This is a genomic window from Blautia sp. HA9023 (assembly GCF_056504095.1).
The window spans coordinates 271,781-288,716 of sequence record NZ_JBWLUR010000006.1 but is presented as its reverse complement, the minus strand read 5'-3'; the positions used below and the strand labels follow the sequence as shown (position 1 = coordinate 288,716).

The 16,936-nt window shown below is 46.0% G+C and carries 18 protein-coding genes and 1 riboswitch; of the genes, 11 read left to right on the top strand and 7 right to left on the bottom strand.

Translation table 11 applies throughout. The features are described from left to right. Positions 1-48 precede the first annotated feature (48 nt). From AC04Q6_RS05460 to AC04Q6_RS05450, 3 genes are all read left to right on the top strand, one after another. A complete protein-coding gene (locus AC04Q6_RS05460) occupies positions 49-1,224 on the top strand; it encodes an NAD(P)-dependent malic enzyme (protein WP_015526165.1) in 1,176 nt (391 codons plus the stop codon). Between the two features lie 195 nt (positions 1,225-1,419). Beyond that, positions 1,420-2,478, top strand: coding sequence for a histidinol-phosphate transaminase (hisC, locus tag AC04Q6_RS05455; protein ID WP_021976355.1), 1,059 nt, complete (start codon positions 1,420-1,422; stop codon positions 2,476-2,478). A gap of 16 nt (positions 2,479-2,494) precedes the next feature. After that, positions 2,495-2,995: a small multi-drug export protein gene (locus tag AC04Q6_RS05450; RefSeq protein ID WP_177290384.1), complete on the top strand. Its 501-nt coding sequence runs from the start codon at positions 2,495-2,497 to the stop codon at positions 2,993-2,995. 74 nt (positions 2,996-3,069) lie between these two features. Here the strand turns inward: AC04Q6_RS05450 and AC04Q6_RS05445 are convergent, their stop codons facing one another. The 7 genes from AC04Q6_RS05445 to AC04Q6_RS05415 are packed head-to-tail and all read right to left on the bottom strand — an operon-like array spanning position 3,070 to position 7,954. Then, positions 3,070-4,131, bottom strand: coding sequence for a type IV pilus twitching motility protein PilT (locus AC04Q6_RS05445; protein ID WP_118168793.1), 1,062 nt, complete (start codon positions 4,129-4,131; stop codon positions 3,070-3,072). Positions 4,132-4,135: 4 nt separating this feature from the next. After that, a complete protein-coding gene (locus tag AC04Q6_RS05440) occupies positions 4,136-4,621 on the bottom strand; it encodes a hypothetical protein (RefSeq protein ID WP_417028659.1) in 486 nt (161 codons plus the stop codon). Then, a complete protein-coding gene (locus tag AC04Q6_RS05435) occupies positions 4,618-5,070 on the bottom strand; it encodes a hypothetical protein (protein ID WP_021976359.1) in 453 nt (150 codons plus the stop codon). Before AC04Q6_RS05435 ends, AC04Q6_RS05440 begins: the two co-directional genes overlap by 4 nt. After that, a complete protein-coding gene (locus tag AC04Q6_RS05430; RefSeq protein ID WP_476389570.1) occupies positions 5,067-5,591 on the bottom strand; it encodes a DUF4860 domain-containing protein in 525 nt (174 codons plus the stop codon). Before AC04Q6_RS05430 ends, AC04Q6_RS05435 begins: the two co-directional genes overlap by 4 nt. Further along, on the bottom strand, positions 5,588-5,944 hold the full coding sequence (locus tag AC04Q6_RS05425) for a hypothetical protein (protein WP_118061877.1): 357 nt from the start codon (positions 5,942-5,944) through the stop codon (positions 5,588-5,590). Before AC04Q6_RS05425 ends, AC04Q6_RS05430 begins: the two co-directional genes overlap by 4 nt. Before the next feature lie 12 nt (positions 5,945-5,956). Then, positions 5,957-7,000: a type II secretion system F family protein gene (locus AC04Q6_RS05420; RefSeq protein WP_021976362.1), complete on the bottom strand. Its 1,044-nt coding sequence runs from the start codon at positions 6,998-7,000 to the stop codon at positions 5,957-5,959. A gap of 30 nt (positions 7,001-7,030) precedes the next feature. Continuing rightward, positions 7,031-7,954, bottom strand: a complete 924-nt coding sequence (locus AC04Q6_RS05415) for a transglutaminase-like domain-containing protein (protein ID WP_021976363.1) — start codon at positions 7,952-7,954, stop codon at positions 7,031-7,033. Positions 7,955-8,094: 140 nt separating this feature from the next. Beyond that, a riboswitch (cyclic di-GMP riboswitch) is annotated at positions 8,095-8,184 on the top strand. A gap of 167 nt (positions 8,185-8,351) precedes the next feature. Between AC04Q6_RS05415 and AC04Q6_RS05410 the strand changes: the two genes are divergently transcribed. From AC04Q6_RS05410 to glmM, 8 genes are all read left to right on the top strand, one after another. Beyond that, entirely contained in the window at positions 8,352-9,338 is a 987-nt protein-coding gene (locus tag AC04Q6_RS05410; protein WP_244096068.1) for an anthrax toxin lethal factor-related metalloendopeptidase, read from the top strand. Positions 9,339-9,615: 277 nt separating this feature from the next. After that, positions 9,616-11,214 carry a transcription termination factor Rho gene (gene rho, locus AC04Q6_RS05405; protein WP_021976365.1) on the top strand — a complete coding sequence of 533 codons (1,599 nt, stop codon included), beginning with the start codon at positions 9,616-9,618 and terminating at the stop codon, positions 11,212-11,214. A 106-nt stretch (positions 11,215-11,320) separates the two neighbouring features. Then, on the top strand, positions 11,321-11,524 hold the full coding sequence (gene rpmE, locus AC04Q6_RS05400) for a 50S ribosomal protein L31 (RefSeq protein ID WP_015526151.1): 204 nt from the start codon (positions 11,321-11,323) through the stop codon (positions 11,522-11,524). A 94-nt stretch (positions 11,525-11,618) separates the two neighbouring features. After that, positions 11,619-12,617, top strand: coding sequence for a DUF1385 domain-containing protein (locus AC04Q6_RS05395; RefSeq protein WP_178745842.1), 999 nt, complete (start codon positions 11,619-11,621; stop codon positions 12,615-12,617). Continuing rightward, a complete protein-coding gene (gene prmC, locus AC04Q6_RS05390) occupies positions 12,604-13,479 on the top strand; it encodes a peptide chain release factor N(5)-glutamine methyltransferase (RefSeq protein WP_021976367.1) in 876 nt (291 codons plus the stop codon). Before AC04Q6_RS05395 ends, prmC begins: the two co-directional genes overlap by 14 nt. Before the next feature lie 39 nt (positions 13,480-13,518). Continuing rightward, positions 13,519-14,595 (top strand): peptide chain release factor 1, encoded by a 1,077-nt coding sequence (gene prfA, locus AC04Q6_RS05385; RefSeq protein WP_021976368.1) that lies wholly within the window; start codon positions 13,519-13,521, stop codon positions 14,593-14,595. 57 nt (positions 14,596-14,652) lie between these two features. Further along, a complete protein-coding gene (locus tag AC04Q6_RS05380; protein ID WP_118061878.1) occupies positions 14,653-15,570 on the top strand; it encodes a nucleotidyltransferase family protein in 918 nt (305 codons plus the stop codon). A 14-nt stretch (positions 15,571-15,584) separates the two neighbouring features. Then, entirely contained in the window at positions 15,585-16,931 is a 1,347-nt protein-coding gene (glmM, locus tag AC04Q6_RS05375; protein WP_476389569.1) for a phosphoglucosamine mutase, read from the top strand. Positions 16,932-16,936 lie beyond the last annotated feature (5 nt).

Genomic DNA, 16,936 nt, shown 5'->3' with positions numbered 1-16,936 from the left:
ATCCTTTTGAAATGAAATATATCATAATTATCCAAGGAGGAAAAGAAAATGGATTATGCAAAAGAGTCATTAAGACTGCACGGAGATTGGAAAGGTAAGATCGAGGTTGTTACAAGAGTGCCGGTTGAGAATAAAGACGACCTTTCTCTTGCATATACACCAGGTGTAGCTCAGCCTTGCCTTGAGATCCAGAAAGATATCAATAAATCCTACGAGCTTACAAGAAGATGGAATATGTGTCTTGTTGTAACAGACGGTTCCGCAGTTCTTGGTCTTGGTGACATCGGACCGGAAGCAGGTATGCCTGTAATGGAAGGTAAATGTGTACTGTTCAAGGCATTCGGCGATGTAGACGCATTCCCGCTTTGCATTAAGAGCCATGATGTAGACGAGATCGTAAATACTATTTACATGATCTCCGGATCCTTCGGTGGTGTTAACCTTGAGGATATCTCCGCTCCGAGATGCTTTGAGATCGAGAAAAAACTGAAAGAGAAATGTGATATTCCGATCTTCCACGATGATCAGCACGGAACTGCAGTTATCACACTTGCAGGTCTGACAAACGCTCTGAAGGTTGTCGGAAAGAAGAAAGAGGATGTTCGTATCGTTATGAACGGTGCAGGTGCAGCTGCTATCTCTATCTGCAGACTTCTTCTGAAAGCAGGCTTCAAGGATGTTACACTCTGCGATAGAAAGGGTGCCATCTATGAGGGACGTACAGAAGGAATGAACCCGGTTAAGGAAGAGATGAGCAAGCTCACAAACCTTCAGAAGAAACAGGGATCTCTTGCAGAGATGCTGGTTGGCGCTGATGTATTTATCGGTGTTTCCGCTCCTGGAGCAGTTACAACAGAGATGGTTAAGACCATGAACAAAGATGCCATCATCTTCGCATGCGCGAACCCGACACCGGAGATCTTCCCGGATGACGCAAAAGCAGGCGGAGCTAAGGTTATCTCCACAGGAAGAAGTGACTTCCCGAACCAGATCAACAACGTTCTTGCATTCCCTGGAATCTTCCGTGGTGCATTTGACGTAAGAGCAAGCGATATCAACGATGAGATGAAGATCGCAGCTTCCAAGGCTCTTGCAGATCTGATCACAGACGAGGAGCTTTCTCCGGAGTATATCATTCCGAAGGCATTCGACAAGAGAGTCGGACCGGCTGTAGCCAAAGCAGTAGCAGAGGCAGCAAAAGCAACAGGCGTAGCACGTATCTGATTACAGATACAGCACGGATATCCGTCCGATACAGACCAGAACAGCCCTTCATAAGTTAAGAAAATAAATCAGACACCCGTACCCTGTAACCCGGTACGGGTGTCTTTTTGCATCTGACAGGTGGTATTACCCTTTGACAAATGTCCTTCCAGTGAGTACAATAGCAAAAGAATATGATAGGAGGTCAAGCACAGCATGAAACCATGGGAAGCTAATATACGAAAAGTAGTGCCGTATACTCCTGGCGAGCAGCCAAACGAGAGCGGTATGATCAAACTGAATACAAACGAGAATCCATATTCACCGGCCCCGGGTGTGGAGAAGGCACTGAAAGCCCTTGATACCGACACTCTGAGACTTTATCCGGACCCGACAGCCGGAGACCTGGTACACAGCATTGCTGCGTTTTACGGGCTGAAGGACGAGCAGGTATTTACAGGCGTTGGATCTGATGATGTACTGGCAATGTGTTTCCTGACATTTTTTAATTCAGAGAAACCCATCCTGTTCCCGGATATCACCTATTCTTTCTATGATGTATGGGCCGATCTTTTCCGGATCCCTTATGAGCGTCCGGCACTGGATGAAGAGTTCCATATCCGGAAAGAAGATTATTTCCGCGAAAACGGCGGAATCGTATTCCCGAACCCCAATGCACCTACCGGTGTGGAAATGCCTCTTTCCGAGATCGAGGAGATCGTAGCAAAAAATCCGGAGAGCATTGTGATCGTAGATGAGGCTTATGTGGATTTCGGAGCCACTTCCGCACTGCCGCTGATCGAGAAATATGACAATCTTCTTGTTGTGCAGACCTTTTCCAAATCCAGATCTCTGGCGGGCATGCGTATCGGTTATGCCTTCGGAAATCCGGAACTGATCAAATATCTCAATGATGTGAAATATTCCTTCAACTCCTACACCATGGACCGTACCACCATTGCGGCCGGTGTGGCATCTATGAAAGATCAGGCATATTTTGAAGAGTGTTGTAATAAGATCATTACAACAAGAGAGTGGACAAAGACAGAGCTTAAGAAACTGGGATTTTCTTTCCAGGATTCCAAGGCGAACTTCATCTTTGCCACACATGAGAGCTGTCCGGCAAAAAAGCTCTTCGGAGCACTCAGGGAGAAACATATCTATGTGAGATATTTCCCGAAGGACAGAATCGACAATCATCTCCGCATCACCATCGGTACCGATAAGGAGATGAAAAAACTGGTGGAATTCCTGAAGGAATATCTGCAGAAATAAATATTAAGGAGGTACTATGGAAGTACTGGTACAGTGGTTTTCAAACCATCTCTCACAGTTTATCTCTCCTGAGGGAGCTGTGTTCATCATTTCCATGATCCCGATCCTGGAGCTTCGAGGCGGTCTTCTGGCAGCCTCTCTGCTGAAGATCTCAGCGGCAAAAGCACTGCCGATCTGTATCGTGGGAAACATTATCCCGATTCCGTTTATCCTGCTTTTTATCCGGCAGATCTTTAAATGGATGAAAAAAACAAAACTGTTCAGAGGTCTGATCATAAAAATGGAAAACAGAGCCATGGGAAAAAGTGATCAGATCAAACGCTATGAATTTCTGGGACTTCTGCTGTTTGTGGGAATCCCCCTTCCTGGCACCGGCGCCTGGACAGGTGCACTGATCGCCTCTCTTCTTGAGGTGGATATCAAAAAATCCTCCATTGCGATCCTGTGCGGACTTTTTATGGCAAGTGTGATCATGTATATTGTTTCTTATGGAATTGTAGGAAATGTAGTGCACTGATTAAGCAAAATAAGATCCCTCATCACTGTCATGAAGTCTGGCGGTGATGAGGGATTTTGTATTTTCAGGTATTATTACATAAGCCGGCGTTTCAGCATATCCGGATTCATTGCATAGCTCATGGCGGTATCCTTAGTGATACGGCCTTTTTTGTATAATTCCAGAAGACTCTGGTCCATGGAACGCATCTGATCCTGGCTGGAAGTGGAGATTACGCCTTCGATCTGGTGGACTTTGTTGTCACGGATCATATTTCGGATGGCAGGTGTCAGGCGCATGATCTCAAAAACAGGAATGTTGCGGCCGTCCACATCCGGGATCAGCTGCTGGGAAATAACCGCCTGAAGGACCATGGAAAGCTGGATAGCGATCTGACGCTGCTGGGAAGGTTCAAAGACATCCATGATACGCTCGATGGTGTTGGCAGCGCCCAGAGTATGCAGACTGGAAAGAACCAGATGGCCGGTTTCTGCGGCAGTCATGGCGGTCTGTATGGTTTCATAATCACGCATCTCACCCAGAAGGATTACATCGGGGCTCTGGCGGAGGGTGGCACGAAGAGAAGTCAAGTAACTCTCGGTGTCGGTGCAGATCTCTCGCTGGCTGACAATGCAGCGGTCATGGCGGTGAAGATATTCCAGAGGATCTTCCAGGGTAATAATGTGGCCTTCCCGGGTGTGGTTAATCCGGTCAATGAGGCAGGCCATAGTGGTAGATTTACCGCTTCCGGCAGAACCGGTGACAAGGACCATGCCGCGTGTATAATCAGAAACACTCATCACATCTTCCGGAATGGAAAGCTCTGCAGGATCCGGCAGCCGGAAGGCGATCACACGGATCACGGCAGCCAGGGAACCACGCTGTTTATAAGCGTTGACACGGAAACGGGAGACGCCGGGAATGGAAAACGAAAAGTCATCGTCACCGGTTTCCAGAAGCCGGGATATATCACGGTTTTCCGCAAGTGTATAGATGGTGCGCAGAAGTGCTTCCGTTTCGGCTGGCATCAATCGGTCACCACTGCTGAAAAGGTGGCCATCAATTTTTTCGGCCAGAGGACGGCCTGCGATGATAAAAATATCGGAGACCCGTTTATTGGCAGCTTCTGCAAGAAATTCAGGAATTGGAGTATCCATTTGTTCACTCTCCTTTAAATAGATTTTGATGATTGTCAGGATTCCAGGTGCCATTAGATTCTGTGCTCCACTGAAGGATCTTCAATACGGAGGTTTCGGTCTTTCCTGGATAAAAAATCTCAAGTATCACCGAAAGCTGCTGACTGTCGGCAAATTTCGTGGAAAAAGACAGGGTGTGATCAGAGGAATTCCAGACAAGATCCTGTTGCGTATCTGCAAAAGTCTTCACCTGGGAAAAATATTCCGCTTTATCTTCTGCGGATGCCAAATATCCGGCCAGTGTACTGCGGATATCGGCTACACGCTCGGTAGCCTCACTGCAGGCTGAATAATATTTCTCTGTCTGTTCCATGGAATGTCTGGCTGTTGTTAAACTGGTCCGTGAACTGGAAAGAGTAAGCAAAGCCAGTACACAGAGGCAAAGTACGGAAAAGATCAGAAACAGCGAAGGAATTCCTATTGTTACGAAAAAAGTATGTTTTTGTTTCAATGGATTTCCTCCTTTCCGTTGCCACAGTCAGGAAAATTTAAGGTGATCTGATAAAGCAAAGTATTTTCCGGGATATTGCGGAAGGAAAGCTCTCCGGATTTTTCAGAGGAGGTTGTGGACAAAACGAAAACCATTTCGTAATCTGCCTCATCTCTGGAACAGTTCTGCCAGGAATGGTCGTAATACCAGATCAGGCTGTTGTCGGTCTGTGTGCCATCCGGAAGAAGAGCAAGAAGCTGTTTGGGAGATCCATTGCTGCCTTCCAGTGCTTCTCCCACAGAAGTGGTGAGTGCCTGAATCTGATTCCACTGTTCTGCCTGTATACGGTTTTTACGGGCTGCCGCAAAAATCTGAATGCAGGCAGCCGAGCAGAGAGAAAGAAATAAAAGCGCCAGGATCATTTCCATAAGAAAAAGACTGGTACTGGAATTATGCTGTGATTTCTTCATGATGCCTCCTTTTTGCCTGCATCTGTACCGGTAACGGAAGATTCGGCTGTGCTGTGCAGCAGAAAGTGTGCAGAGATTCCGGTTGCACTTTTCAGGGAAATGCGGTAAAAACCATTATCCAGGTTTTCTGCCTGAAAATCCGAAAGCTGAGAAATGGAAGTACCGGCTGATGCGCTTGCCTGAGAATCCGCAACGGTGAAAAGTTCTGTAAGATTTCCATCTTTCAGATAAATATAGGTAATATAATCTTTTCCCTTCAGTGTGTCCCGAAAACAAAGTGCAGGGATATCATCCAGGGAACCTGAGAAAATCCCGTCGGCCTTGTCATGCTGCCGGAATTTGGTCGTCAGATAGGTGATGGCAGTCCCAAGCCCGGAATCGGAATCCGTCTGTTTTACAGTCTGCTGGTAAACTCTTGCGGAGAACAACAGCATCAGCATAAGAAACAGCGCAAAAACACCGAACAGAAGGAGTGAAAAAAGAGAGGATATGGAATGGCCGGTATTTTTTTTCAGTTTCATGAAGAAGCGCCTCCTTTCGAACTGCCAGGACGCGCAATAACGCTGATAGAAGGCAGGAGATTGGAACCGTTGGGGATATATTCTACGATAAATCGGTTTTTGTCATAGGTGATATGGTAATCATTAAGGAGCTGTGCAAGATCTTCAGGATATTCACCGGTCATGGCGTAGCTGCGGACAGCACTGTTCTTTAATGCCTGTTCCAGAGCATCCTGTTCTTTCACGAGAGCCTGGCCGGATGTATGACTGACGCCCGCTACAAACAGAATACAGGCAAATATCAGAAGAAATACAGGAAAAAGAAGCAGAAGCCCCCGGAAAATTTTTTTTCGTCGACTTTCAAAAAGTTCCATGTTGTCACCACCTTATATCGCAAAATCTGAAAGGATTCCCAGAAGCGGCATCATTACGGAAAGCAGGACAAGTCCTACAAGCAGGGAAAGCAGGATCACAATAGTTGGTTCCACAACAGATACTGCCTGAGAGATCAGATCTATGGATTTTTCTGTGTACTGCTGAGACAGCCTGCGAAAAGTTTCGTCACTGGTTCCGGAGTAGAAGGAAATACTGATCAGACGTCCCTCCATGCCACTGAACAGTTCGGACTCTGTCAGAGCCTTTGAAAAAGCTTCCCCGTTGTTCAGAAGTTCGGAAGTTTTTCGGAGCTTCTCAAGAATTTCCGGTTGTGTGAGCATTGCTTCTGTAAGCTCAAGACTGGTTTCCGGAGAAAGACCGCTTCGAAGCCCCAGAGACAGTCCCTGCGCCAGACGGCTGTAATCCATGGCAACAGGAATCTCACAAAAAACAGGAAGATGTGTGACCAATTTTCGAAGTTTGGCATGACCTTTTTCTGTGAGACTGAAAAAAAGAATGCAGCCAATGAGAAGTACTGCAAGAATCAGAAAAACAGCAGAATAGCGACTGATCATATTGCCGGCATTTAAAAGTCCCTGTGAGATTCCGTTCATTTCCAGACCCATCTGATGAAAGACCTGCTGGAACACGGGGAGAACTTTTACAAGAAGAACCAGGATTACTACTGCCATCATTCCAAGCATGATCAGCGGATAGGTGACTGCACTTCGTATCTGCTGGGAAATTTCCTGCTCCTGATCATAATGCCGGGAGAGGCTTGTCATGATCTCATCCAGACAACCGGTTTCTTCGCCTGTTTTTATATAGGCGGTCATAGCTTTTGGAAAACAGCCGGAATCCTCAAGAGCCTGGGAAAGAGAACCGTTTTTTTCCATGGAATTGATAAGTGGCTTCAGAATCTCACGATCTGTGTCGGTTTTGCTTTCTTCACAGAGGATATGGAGTCCTTCTGTTGTTGATATGCCGGAATGCAGCAGTATTCCCATCTGCCCGCAGAAATTGGATAATTCCCGGGCTGTCAGTTTAGATTTCATAATAAAGTCTCCTTTTTTGCGGGTGGTTGGTCAGTGTGTATACTGTACCGTGTAGTTGCTTTCGTCTCCGATATATTCCTGGATCGCTTCATTGCCGTTGCTGTTGGCATCAAAGGTTGGGTCCATAAGTTTCCATGTATCTCCGTCAAAGGAGATTGCTTTTGTTACCCAGCCTTTGTTCTGGATGTAGACATCGATCCAGGCATGCTTGATGTCGCCGGAATAGCCAATCTCAAGTTTGCAGGGAATATCCTGACTTCGAAGCATTGCCGCAGTCAGTGCTGCATAATCAAAGCAGATGCCGGTGCCTGACTGAAGGGTTTCGTCTACATCAGGAAGATATCCGGCCTCTACAGAATCTGCCTTATCGTAATCGTAGGTGATATGTTCTGTGACATATGTATAAAAAGCTTTCAGGATTTCCACATCGTTCATACCATCTTTGACCAGTGACTGTGCCAGAGTACAGGCTTCACTTTTGACGGAAAAATCCACATACTGGTTGGGATACAGAAATGGAAGAAACTCATTTTGAAGTTTTACAGTAAGAGTTTCTGCATAAAGTGCGGCATACTGGCTTCCGTCTACCTGCTGGTAACAGGTAATGGAATAATCTCCGGAGCCTTCCGAAAAGGGAATAACAGCCTGTTCCTCCGGCTCCAGAAAATAGGAGTAAAGGACACCGGACGGGGAAGTAAGCTGTATATTCATACGGGAATCTCCTGAGTCGGAGCTGGCAGTCATATAACCCTGGTCCTGATTGGAAATATCCAGGATCAGAGGGGAACTTCCCAGTGTCTGTTTACCGGGTGCCTCCGGAGTGAGAACACGGGCTGGTGAGTAAGACGGAGGCTTGTCACCGGAACTTCCGGAATTCCCGCAGCCAGTCAGAAAAAACACAGTTCCGAAAAGCAGCAGTACAAAAAAGAGACGGGCAGATAAAGTTTTTGACATATTTGCCGTTCTCCTGTCATATAATGTTTTTTTCTTTTTTTACAGATAACAGTATAGCAGATTATGAAAAAAAAAGACAGAACAAGCAGAGAGAACAGGGAGTAAAATGTTGACATTTCGAAAGAAAAAACATATACTATACATATAAAAGGCAAACCTGTTGAAAAGCAGGGACGCAAAGCCAAGGGTCTAAGGTCACAATTGAAAGACTATGACAGCCGGTTGCCGCATTAAATTCCGATTTAGTGACGTAATCAGACAGCATCCAGGTGAAAAGGATTTATGTGTTGACGCGGCCGTTTATTTAAAATAAGCGGTTTTTTTGATGCAGTAAATTCTGCGGCCACCGAATATGGATGACGGTCGGAACGTCCGTTTTCAGAAAGGTGTGAAAAGTATGAAAAAAATGAACCTTAAAAATTTCTTTATGAAAAAGAAGATCGCAGCTGGATGTATTGCAGCTGCTGCACTGATCACAGCAGGAAGCTTTGCAATGGTATGGCAGGACTCACAGGTGCCGGAACTGCCGAATTACACAGATCCGGTAGTCGAGCAGACGATTGAAGATGATGATACACCGCTTGCTTCACAGCCGAAGGTTACAACCAAGACAACCAAGAGCAGCAAGACAACCAAGAAGAACATCAAGTTAAAAGCAGCAGCTACGAAGACTTATACCAAGAAACTTCCGACAACCAAGAAAACTACAAACAAGACAACCAAGAAAAATCAGACTACAACCATAAAGACAACAACAACCGTACAGACAGATACAAGCCGGAAATACACCAAAAAATCTAAAAATGTAGTACAGACACAGAAGGTTACCACTACAGTGCAGACAACTACAACAGTTGTTGCAGCGGCATCTACAACTGTGAATGCTACTACTGCAGGAAGTACAACTGCTAAAAAAGAGAAATACACAGTCAGCAATGTAGCATCTATTGCACCTCAGATGGACAGCAGAGTATTAAATGCATTTACAAAGATGGGATTTACCGTCATTGTTGATCCAAGCGTTTCCTACGCCGGATATTTTGATGGAAGATCAAGAACGATCACTCTTAAAGTGGAGGATGATACGATCTACCATGAGCTTGGCCATTATCTTGCATTTATCGCTGGTAATGTAGATAAGAATGCAGCTTTCGCATCTGTTTATAACAGTGAGAAATCTAAATTCACAGGTGTCAGAAAGGCTTATGCAACACAGAATGCGTCTGAGTACTTCGCAGAATCCGTTCTGGAGTATACAGAGAATCCTTCTGTACTGAAGGCACAGCGTCCTCAGACATACGAAGCAATCACCAATGCACTGTCAAAGGTTACAGACGCACAGGTAAACAAGATCATGAATGTTTATAAGGTAATCTGGAAATAATAAGTTATACAGCCGAATCCCCGGGAGTTTATCCCGGGGATTTTTTGAATAACTGCGCATCGCATTCTCGTTACTTGAGATATCCAGCCCCTCCTTCCGGTAACGGAAGATTCATTGTCGACAAAAATTTCTTGCATTGCTTCAAAAATAGTGTATATTATTATCATAATCATATTTCATAACGGTTCAGATACCAGTGCGGTCATGTCAGACTGCATCAGATTTCCATTATAAAATTACAATTTATCATAATTAAGCAAGAATAGAGGATTTATTTATGAGAGAAAAATATGAATCATTGTCTCTGGCAGTGCTGAAAGATCTGGCAAAGGCAAGAGGGATGAAGGGAATCTCTACTTTGAGAAAACCGGCACTGATCGAGAGAATGCTGGAAGAAGACGCAAAGGAAGCGGTGAAGGAGAAGACGGAAGAAACACCGGGAAATACAGCGGGTGAGAATTCTCTGAAAGAGAAAGTACAGGAAAATGAAAAAAATGAATATCGAACCCGTCCAGCATCTGAAAATCAGCAGGAACGGAAAGAGTATCGTACGGAGCGGAATGATCAGGAACACAGAAATATAAACGGACGCAGAGAGAACAACAGAGAAAGCTACAACCGCAGTGCATATAACAGGGAGAATTACAGAAGGCCGGCACAGGAAGAACGTGCTTATACACGTGATGGCAGCCACGAGGCAGAAGCGCGTCCGGAGAATGGCAATGTTCCTTCAGAATCCACACAGCTGGACAGTGGTGAAAAAGCCAATGGGATCCTGGAGGTACTTCCGGATGGATATGGATTTATCCGCTGTGCCAACTATCTTCCTGGTGAAAACGATATTTATGTTTCGCCTTCCCAGATCCGCCGCTTTAATTTAAAGACCGGTGATATCATCCAGGGAAATATCCGGATCAAGACCCAGGGAGAGAAATTCAGTGCACTTCTTTACGTGTCCTCCATCAATGGATTCCATCCGAGTGAAGGCCAGAGAAGATATAATTTTGAAGATATGACACCGATCTTTCCTAATGAGAGACTGGTTATGGAGCGTGCAGGCGGTACAACTGCCATGCGCATTGTAGACCTGATCAGCCCTATCGGAAAGGGACAGAGAGGAATGATCGTATCTCCGCCGAAAGCCGGTAAGACAACCCTTCTGAAGGACGTTGCAAAGTCCATCCTTAAGAATAATAAAGATATGCATCTCATTATCCTTCTGATCGATGAGCGTCCGGAGGAGGTTACCGATATCAAGGAAGCAATCCAGGGACCTAATGTGGAAGTGATCTATTCCACGTTTGATGAACTTCCGGAGCATCATAAGAGAGTTTCCGAGATGGTTGTGGAGCGTGCCCGTCGTCTGGTAGAACATAAACAGGATGTGATCATCCTTCTGGATTCCATTACACGACTTGCCAGAGCCTATAACCTGATTATCCCGCCAAGTGGAAGGACTTTATCCGGTGGTCTTGATCCGGCGGCCCTTCATATGCCTAAGAGATTTTTTGGCGCAGCCCGTAATATGCGTGAGGGCGGAAGCCTGACGATTCTGGCAACGGCACTTGTGGATACCGGAAGCAAGATGGACGATGTCATCTACGAGGAGTTCAAGGGAACCGGTAATATGGAGCTTGTCCTTGACCGTAAATTACAGGAAAAACGTGTATTCCCGGCCATCGATATCCAGAAATCCGGAACCAGAAGAGAGGATCTTCTTCTCAGCAAGGATGAGCAGGAAGCTGTTTATATTATGCGAAAAGCACTCAACGGAATGAAGTCCGATGAGGCGGTAGAACAGATTCTGAATACCTTTGCCAGAACCAGGACCAATGCGGAGCTGGTACAGACTGTAAAGAAACAGAAATTTTTATAAAGTCCTTGCATTTTCAGGAAAGCTGTGTTATACTTAGCAAGCTGTTTAAAATGGAATTCGTCAATTGTATACGAATAATATTAAATTATATAGAGAGGTGAAAATCATGAGAGAAGGAATCCATCCGAACTACTATCAGGCAACTGTAACCTGCAACTGCGGAAACACTTTCGTAACAGGTTCTACTAAAGAGGACATCCACGTTGAGATCTGCTCCAAATGCCATCCGTTCTACACAGGACAGCAGAAGGCTACACAGGCTCGTGGACGTATCGATAAGTTCAACAAGAAATACGGCCTGAATAAGTAATTATTGCGAATACAGGAAATGAGAAGGTTGAGGTTGGGAAATCTCAACCTTTCTTTAACTGAAAAATTTTTTCAGTTTGCACAGGAGAGAATGAATGAAATCATCGAATATTGGCGGACAGGCCGTGATGGAAGGCATCATGATGCGCCACAAGGACAAATATTCTATCGCAGTGCGCCGTCCGGACCAGGAGATCGAGCTGAAAGTAGAAGACTATAAATGTACCTTCGGAAACCATGCGTTTCTGAAGAAGCCCATCATCCGTGGTGTGGTAAGTTTTGTGGATTCTCTTGTGGTAGGTACGAAATGCCTGATGTACTCTGCGGAGATCGCAGGTGATGAGGAAGATGAAGAAACCGCGAAGAAGAATGAGCAGCTTACAGAAGAGGAGCGTTCCGCAAAGAAAGCCAAAGAAGATAAGCAGTTCAAGTGGCTTCTTTACATTACGGTAGCTGTTTCTATGGTAGTATCTGTGGCTGCTTTTATGTTTCTTCCGTATATACTGGCCAGTCTGATCCGCAAGGTAGGGGCTTCGGAATTCCTGGTTACTGTAGTAGAAGCTTTTGTAAAGCTGGCACTGTTTATGGGATATATGTTCCTGATCTCCAGAATGAAGGATATCCAGAGAACATTTATGTATCACGGTGCGGAACATAAATGTATCAACTGTGTGGAACACGGACTGCCATTGACTGTGGAGAACGTGCTGAAGAGTTCCAGGCTCCATAAGCGCTGTGGAACCAGTTTTCTGTTCCTGGTCATGCTGGTAAGTATTGTGCTGCACTTTGTGTTTGTGCTGGTTCCGGTTTACTGGGTAAGACTGTTTGGAAGACTTCTCATGGTGCCGGTAGTTGCGGGAATCTCTTTTGAGATCATCCAGTGGGCAGGAAGAACAGACAGTAAATTTGCGGACATTATGAGTAAACCAGGTCTTGCCATGCAGAAATTCACCACCAAGGAACCAACCGCAGATATGGCAGAAGTAGCCATCAAGGCTGTTGAGGCGGTTTTTGACTGGAGAGCCTATCTGAAAGAGGAATTTGACCTGGATATCCCTTATGAGACAAAGGAGACAAGCCATGCAGACTCTTGAGTCACTTCTCAAAAAAGGAACAACGATACTGAAAGATAACGGATTGGAAGAAGCCGGGCTGGATGCCTGGCTCCTTCTGGAATATAAGACCGGAAAGAACCGGGCATACTATTTTGCACATGGTGATGAACCGGTGTCTGATGAGACCGCAGCAGAGTATCTTGAGCTGATCGGCAGGCGGGCAGGACATATTCCTGTACAGCAGCTGACTCATCAGGCTTTTTTTATGGGCTATGAGTTTTATGTAAACGAAAATGTGCTCATCCCGAGACAGGACACCGAGACACTGGTGGAGGAAGGTCTGAAATGCCTTGAGGATGTGGAGAAACCGGAGATCCTGGATATGTGTACGGGCTCCGGCTGCATTCTCATAAGCCTTCTTCTGGAACGGCAGGATGCCCGTGGTGCGGGTGTGGACGTTTCTCCGGAAGCACTGGAGGTGGCGAAAGAGAACGCCAGCCTTCTGAAAGTGGAGAACCGGGCGGATTTTTTGGAAAGTGATCTGTTCTCGGCACCGTATTTTTGCGAAAAAGGTGGAAAAGAGGGTGGGAAATATGATATTCTTATTTCAAACCCGCCTTATATCGCGACAGAAGAAATTGAAACATTAATGGAAGAAGTCCGTCTTCATGACCCCAGAAAGGCTCTTGACGGAATGGAGGATGGGCTTTATTTTTACAGAAAGATCACCAAAGAGGCAGGGAAATACCTGAAGCCGGGTGGATGGCTTCTGTATGAGATTGGCTGCACTCAGGGGGAGGCAGTCAGTGAAATGCTGAGAAATGCCGGTTTTGAAAAGGTTCAGGTGGTAAAAGATCTTCCGGGCCTTGACCGTGTAGTGATGGGGCAGAAGCCTTTGTAAAAATTGTGATTCACAGGTATCAGAAACAGGAGGAAATACATGTTTGATAAACTGGATGATCTGCTGGTACGTTTTGAAGAGCTTCTCAATGAGCTGGGAGAACCGGGAGTAACCGATGATCCGGCGCATTTTCAGAAGCTGATGAAAGAGCAGAGCGACCTGCAGCCGATCGTTGACGCATATAAAGAATACAAGAAAAACAAAGAGACCATCGAGGACAGTCTTTCCATGCTGGAGAGCGAGAAGGACGAAGAGATGCGTGAGATGCTGAAAGAGGAGCTTTCCGACGCAAGAAAGAGAGTGGAGGAGCTGGAGCATGAGCTGAAGATCCTTCTTCTTCCGAAAGACCCTAATGACAGCAAGAACGTTATCGTTGAGATCCGTGGAGGTGCAGGCGGTGATGAGGCGGCTCTCTTTGCGGCAGAGATCTATCGTATGTATGTGAAATATGCAGAGTCCCGTCGCTGGAAAACCGAGATGCTCAGCCTTAATGAGAACGGTATCGGCGGCTTCAAGGAAGTTACTTTCATGATCAAAGGTGAGGGTGCGTATTCCAGACTGAAATACGAAAGTGGTGTACACCGTGTACAGCGAGTACCGGAGACAGAATCCGGCGGAAGAATCCATACTTCCACCTGTACTGTGGCCATCATGCCTGAAGCAGAAGAGATTGATTTCCATCTGGATCTCAATGAATGTAAATTCGATGTGTTCCGTGCTTCCGGAAACGGTGGTCAGTGTGTCAATACTACAGACTCCGCGGTACGTCTTACCCATATCCCTACAGGAATCGTAATTTCCTGCCAGGATGAGAAATCTCAGCTCAAAAACAAGGACAAGGCACTTCGCGTGCTCCGTTCCCGTCTGTATGAGATGGAACTTGCCAAGCAGCATGACGCTGAGGCAGAGGCAAGAAGAAGCCAGATCGGTACCGGTGACCGTTCCGAGAAGATCCGTACCTACAACTTCCCGCAGGGACGTGTGACGGACCACAGGATCAAACTGACCCTTCATCGCCTTGAGAATATCCTTAACGGAGATCTGGATGAGATCATCGACAGCCTGATCGCGGCAGACCAGGCAGTGAAGCTGACCAAGCTCAATGAACAGGAGTAATCGTTAATTACAGAGATAGAGTTCAAAAAACTATAATAAATCAGGAGGAAACGAAACATGAAAAAGACAGCACTGGTAATCATGGCAGCCGGAATTGGCAGCCGTTTTGGAAAAGGAATCAAGCAGCTTGCACCGGTAGGACCGAAGGGTGAGATCATTATGGACTATTCCATTCATGATGCACTGGAGGCAGGATTCAACAAGGTTGTATTTATTATCCGTAAAGACCTTGAGGATGAGTTCAAAAGAGTGATCGGAGACCGTATCTCCAAGATTACAGAGGTTGCTTATGCATTCCAGGAGATCGATGATCTTCCGGGAGATTTCCGGAAACCGGCAGACCGTACCAAGCCATGGGGAACCGGACATGCCGTACTGGCAGCAAAGAAAGTCCTTTCCGAGCCATTCGCTGTTATCAATGCAGATGACTACTATGGAAAAGAGGCCTACGTAAAAGTTCACGACTATCTGGTACAGGATCATCCGCAGGATGGCCCGATGCACATCTGCATGGCAGGTTTCCGCCTTGGAAATACATTAAGCGACAACGGAAGCGTTACAAGAGGTGTGTGCCATATTGAGGACGGCAAGCTTGTCGGCGTTACAGAGACACATAACATCTTCAAGACAGCAGACGGCGCAGAGACAAGAAATGACGATGGTACAGCAGAAGCGCTGGATACCAAGAGCCTTGTTTCCATGAATATGTGGGGACTGACACCGGAATTTATGGAAATCCTTGAGAAAGGTTTCATTGAGTTCCTTGGTGGGATCAAAGAGGGAGACATCAAGAAAGAGTATCTTCTTCCAGAGCTTATCGACCAGCTGATCCATTCCGGGAAAGCAGCAGTTGACGTTCTTGAGACAAAGGACGAGTGGTTTGGTGTTACTTATCAGGAAGATAAGGCATCTGTACAGGCTGCATTCAAAAAACTTACAGATGACGGCGTTTATCCGGAAGGACTGTATCAGTAATAAAGGAGAGCATTATGGGTAAATATTTCGGAACAGATGGTTTTCGTGGTGAAGCAAATGTAAAACTTACAGCAGATCATGCATTTCGTGTGGGACGTTATCTTGGCTGGTATTACGGCAGAGATCACAAGGCGAAGATCGTGATCGGCAAGGATACAAGAAGAAGCAGTTACATGTTTGAGTATGCCCTTGCGGCAGGACTTACCGCATCCGGAGCAGACGCCTATCTGCTTCATGTAACCACAACTCCAAGTGTATCCTATGTGGTACGTACAGAAGATTTTGACTGCGGTATCATGATTTCCGCAAGCCATAATTCGTTTAACGATAATGGAATCAAAGTCCTCAATGAGAACGGACAGAAGATTTCCGCAGATATTGAAGCACGTATCGAGGCTTATCTGGATGGAGAGATCGAAGAACTTCCGCTGGCAACCGGAGAAGATATCGGCTGTACGGTTGATTTTGCATCTGGAAGAAACCGTTATATCGGACATCTGATCTCTATCCCATGCCACGATTTCAAGAATATCAAGGTGGGACTGGACTGCTCCAACGGAAGTTCATCCGCCATTGCCAAGAGTGTTTTTGACGCACTCCGTGCAAAAACTTACGTAATCAATAATGAGCCGAACGGAACCAACATCAACCGTGGGTGCGGTTCCACACACATTGAAGTTCTGAGACAATTTGTGGTAGATAAAGGTCTGGATATCGGTTTTGCATACGATGGTGATGCAGACCGCTGTATCGCCGTAGACCACCGTGGAAACATCATTGACGGTGACAAGATTATGTATGTCTGCGGTAAATACTTAAGAGAAAAAGGACAGCTGAACGGAAATACAGTTGTAACAACTGTTATGTCAAACCTTGGCCTTTACAAATCCCTTGAGCGGGAAGGCATCGACTACGAGCAGACTGCAGTCGGTGACAAATACGTTGCCGAGAATATGATGGAAAACAATTACAGTATCGGCGGTGAGCAGTCCGGACATATTATTTTCAGCCGTTATTCTGCTACCGGTGACGGAATCCTCACATCCCTGATGATCATGGAAGCATGTGTGGACCAGAAAGCCACACTCTGCGACCTTGCCAAGGAGATGAAGGTTTACCCGCAGCTTCTCCGCAATGTGCGCGTTTCCGACAAGAAAACAGCACTGGAGAATGAGAAGGTAAAAGCATCCATCGAGGCTGCGGCAGAGGCACTTGGCGATGATGGCCGTATCCTGGTACGTGAGAGCGGTACAGAGCCGCTGATCCGTGTTATGGTAGAAGCAGGAACCGATGAACTCTGCCATAAATATGTAGACAGTGTTGTTGATGTAATGGAAGCCGAAGGGCTTGTTGTAGAATAAGGAAT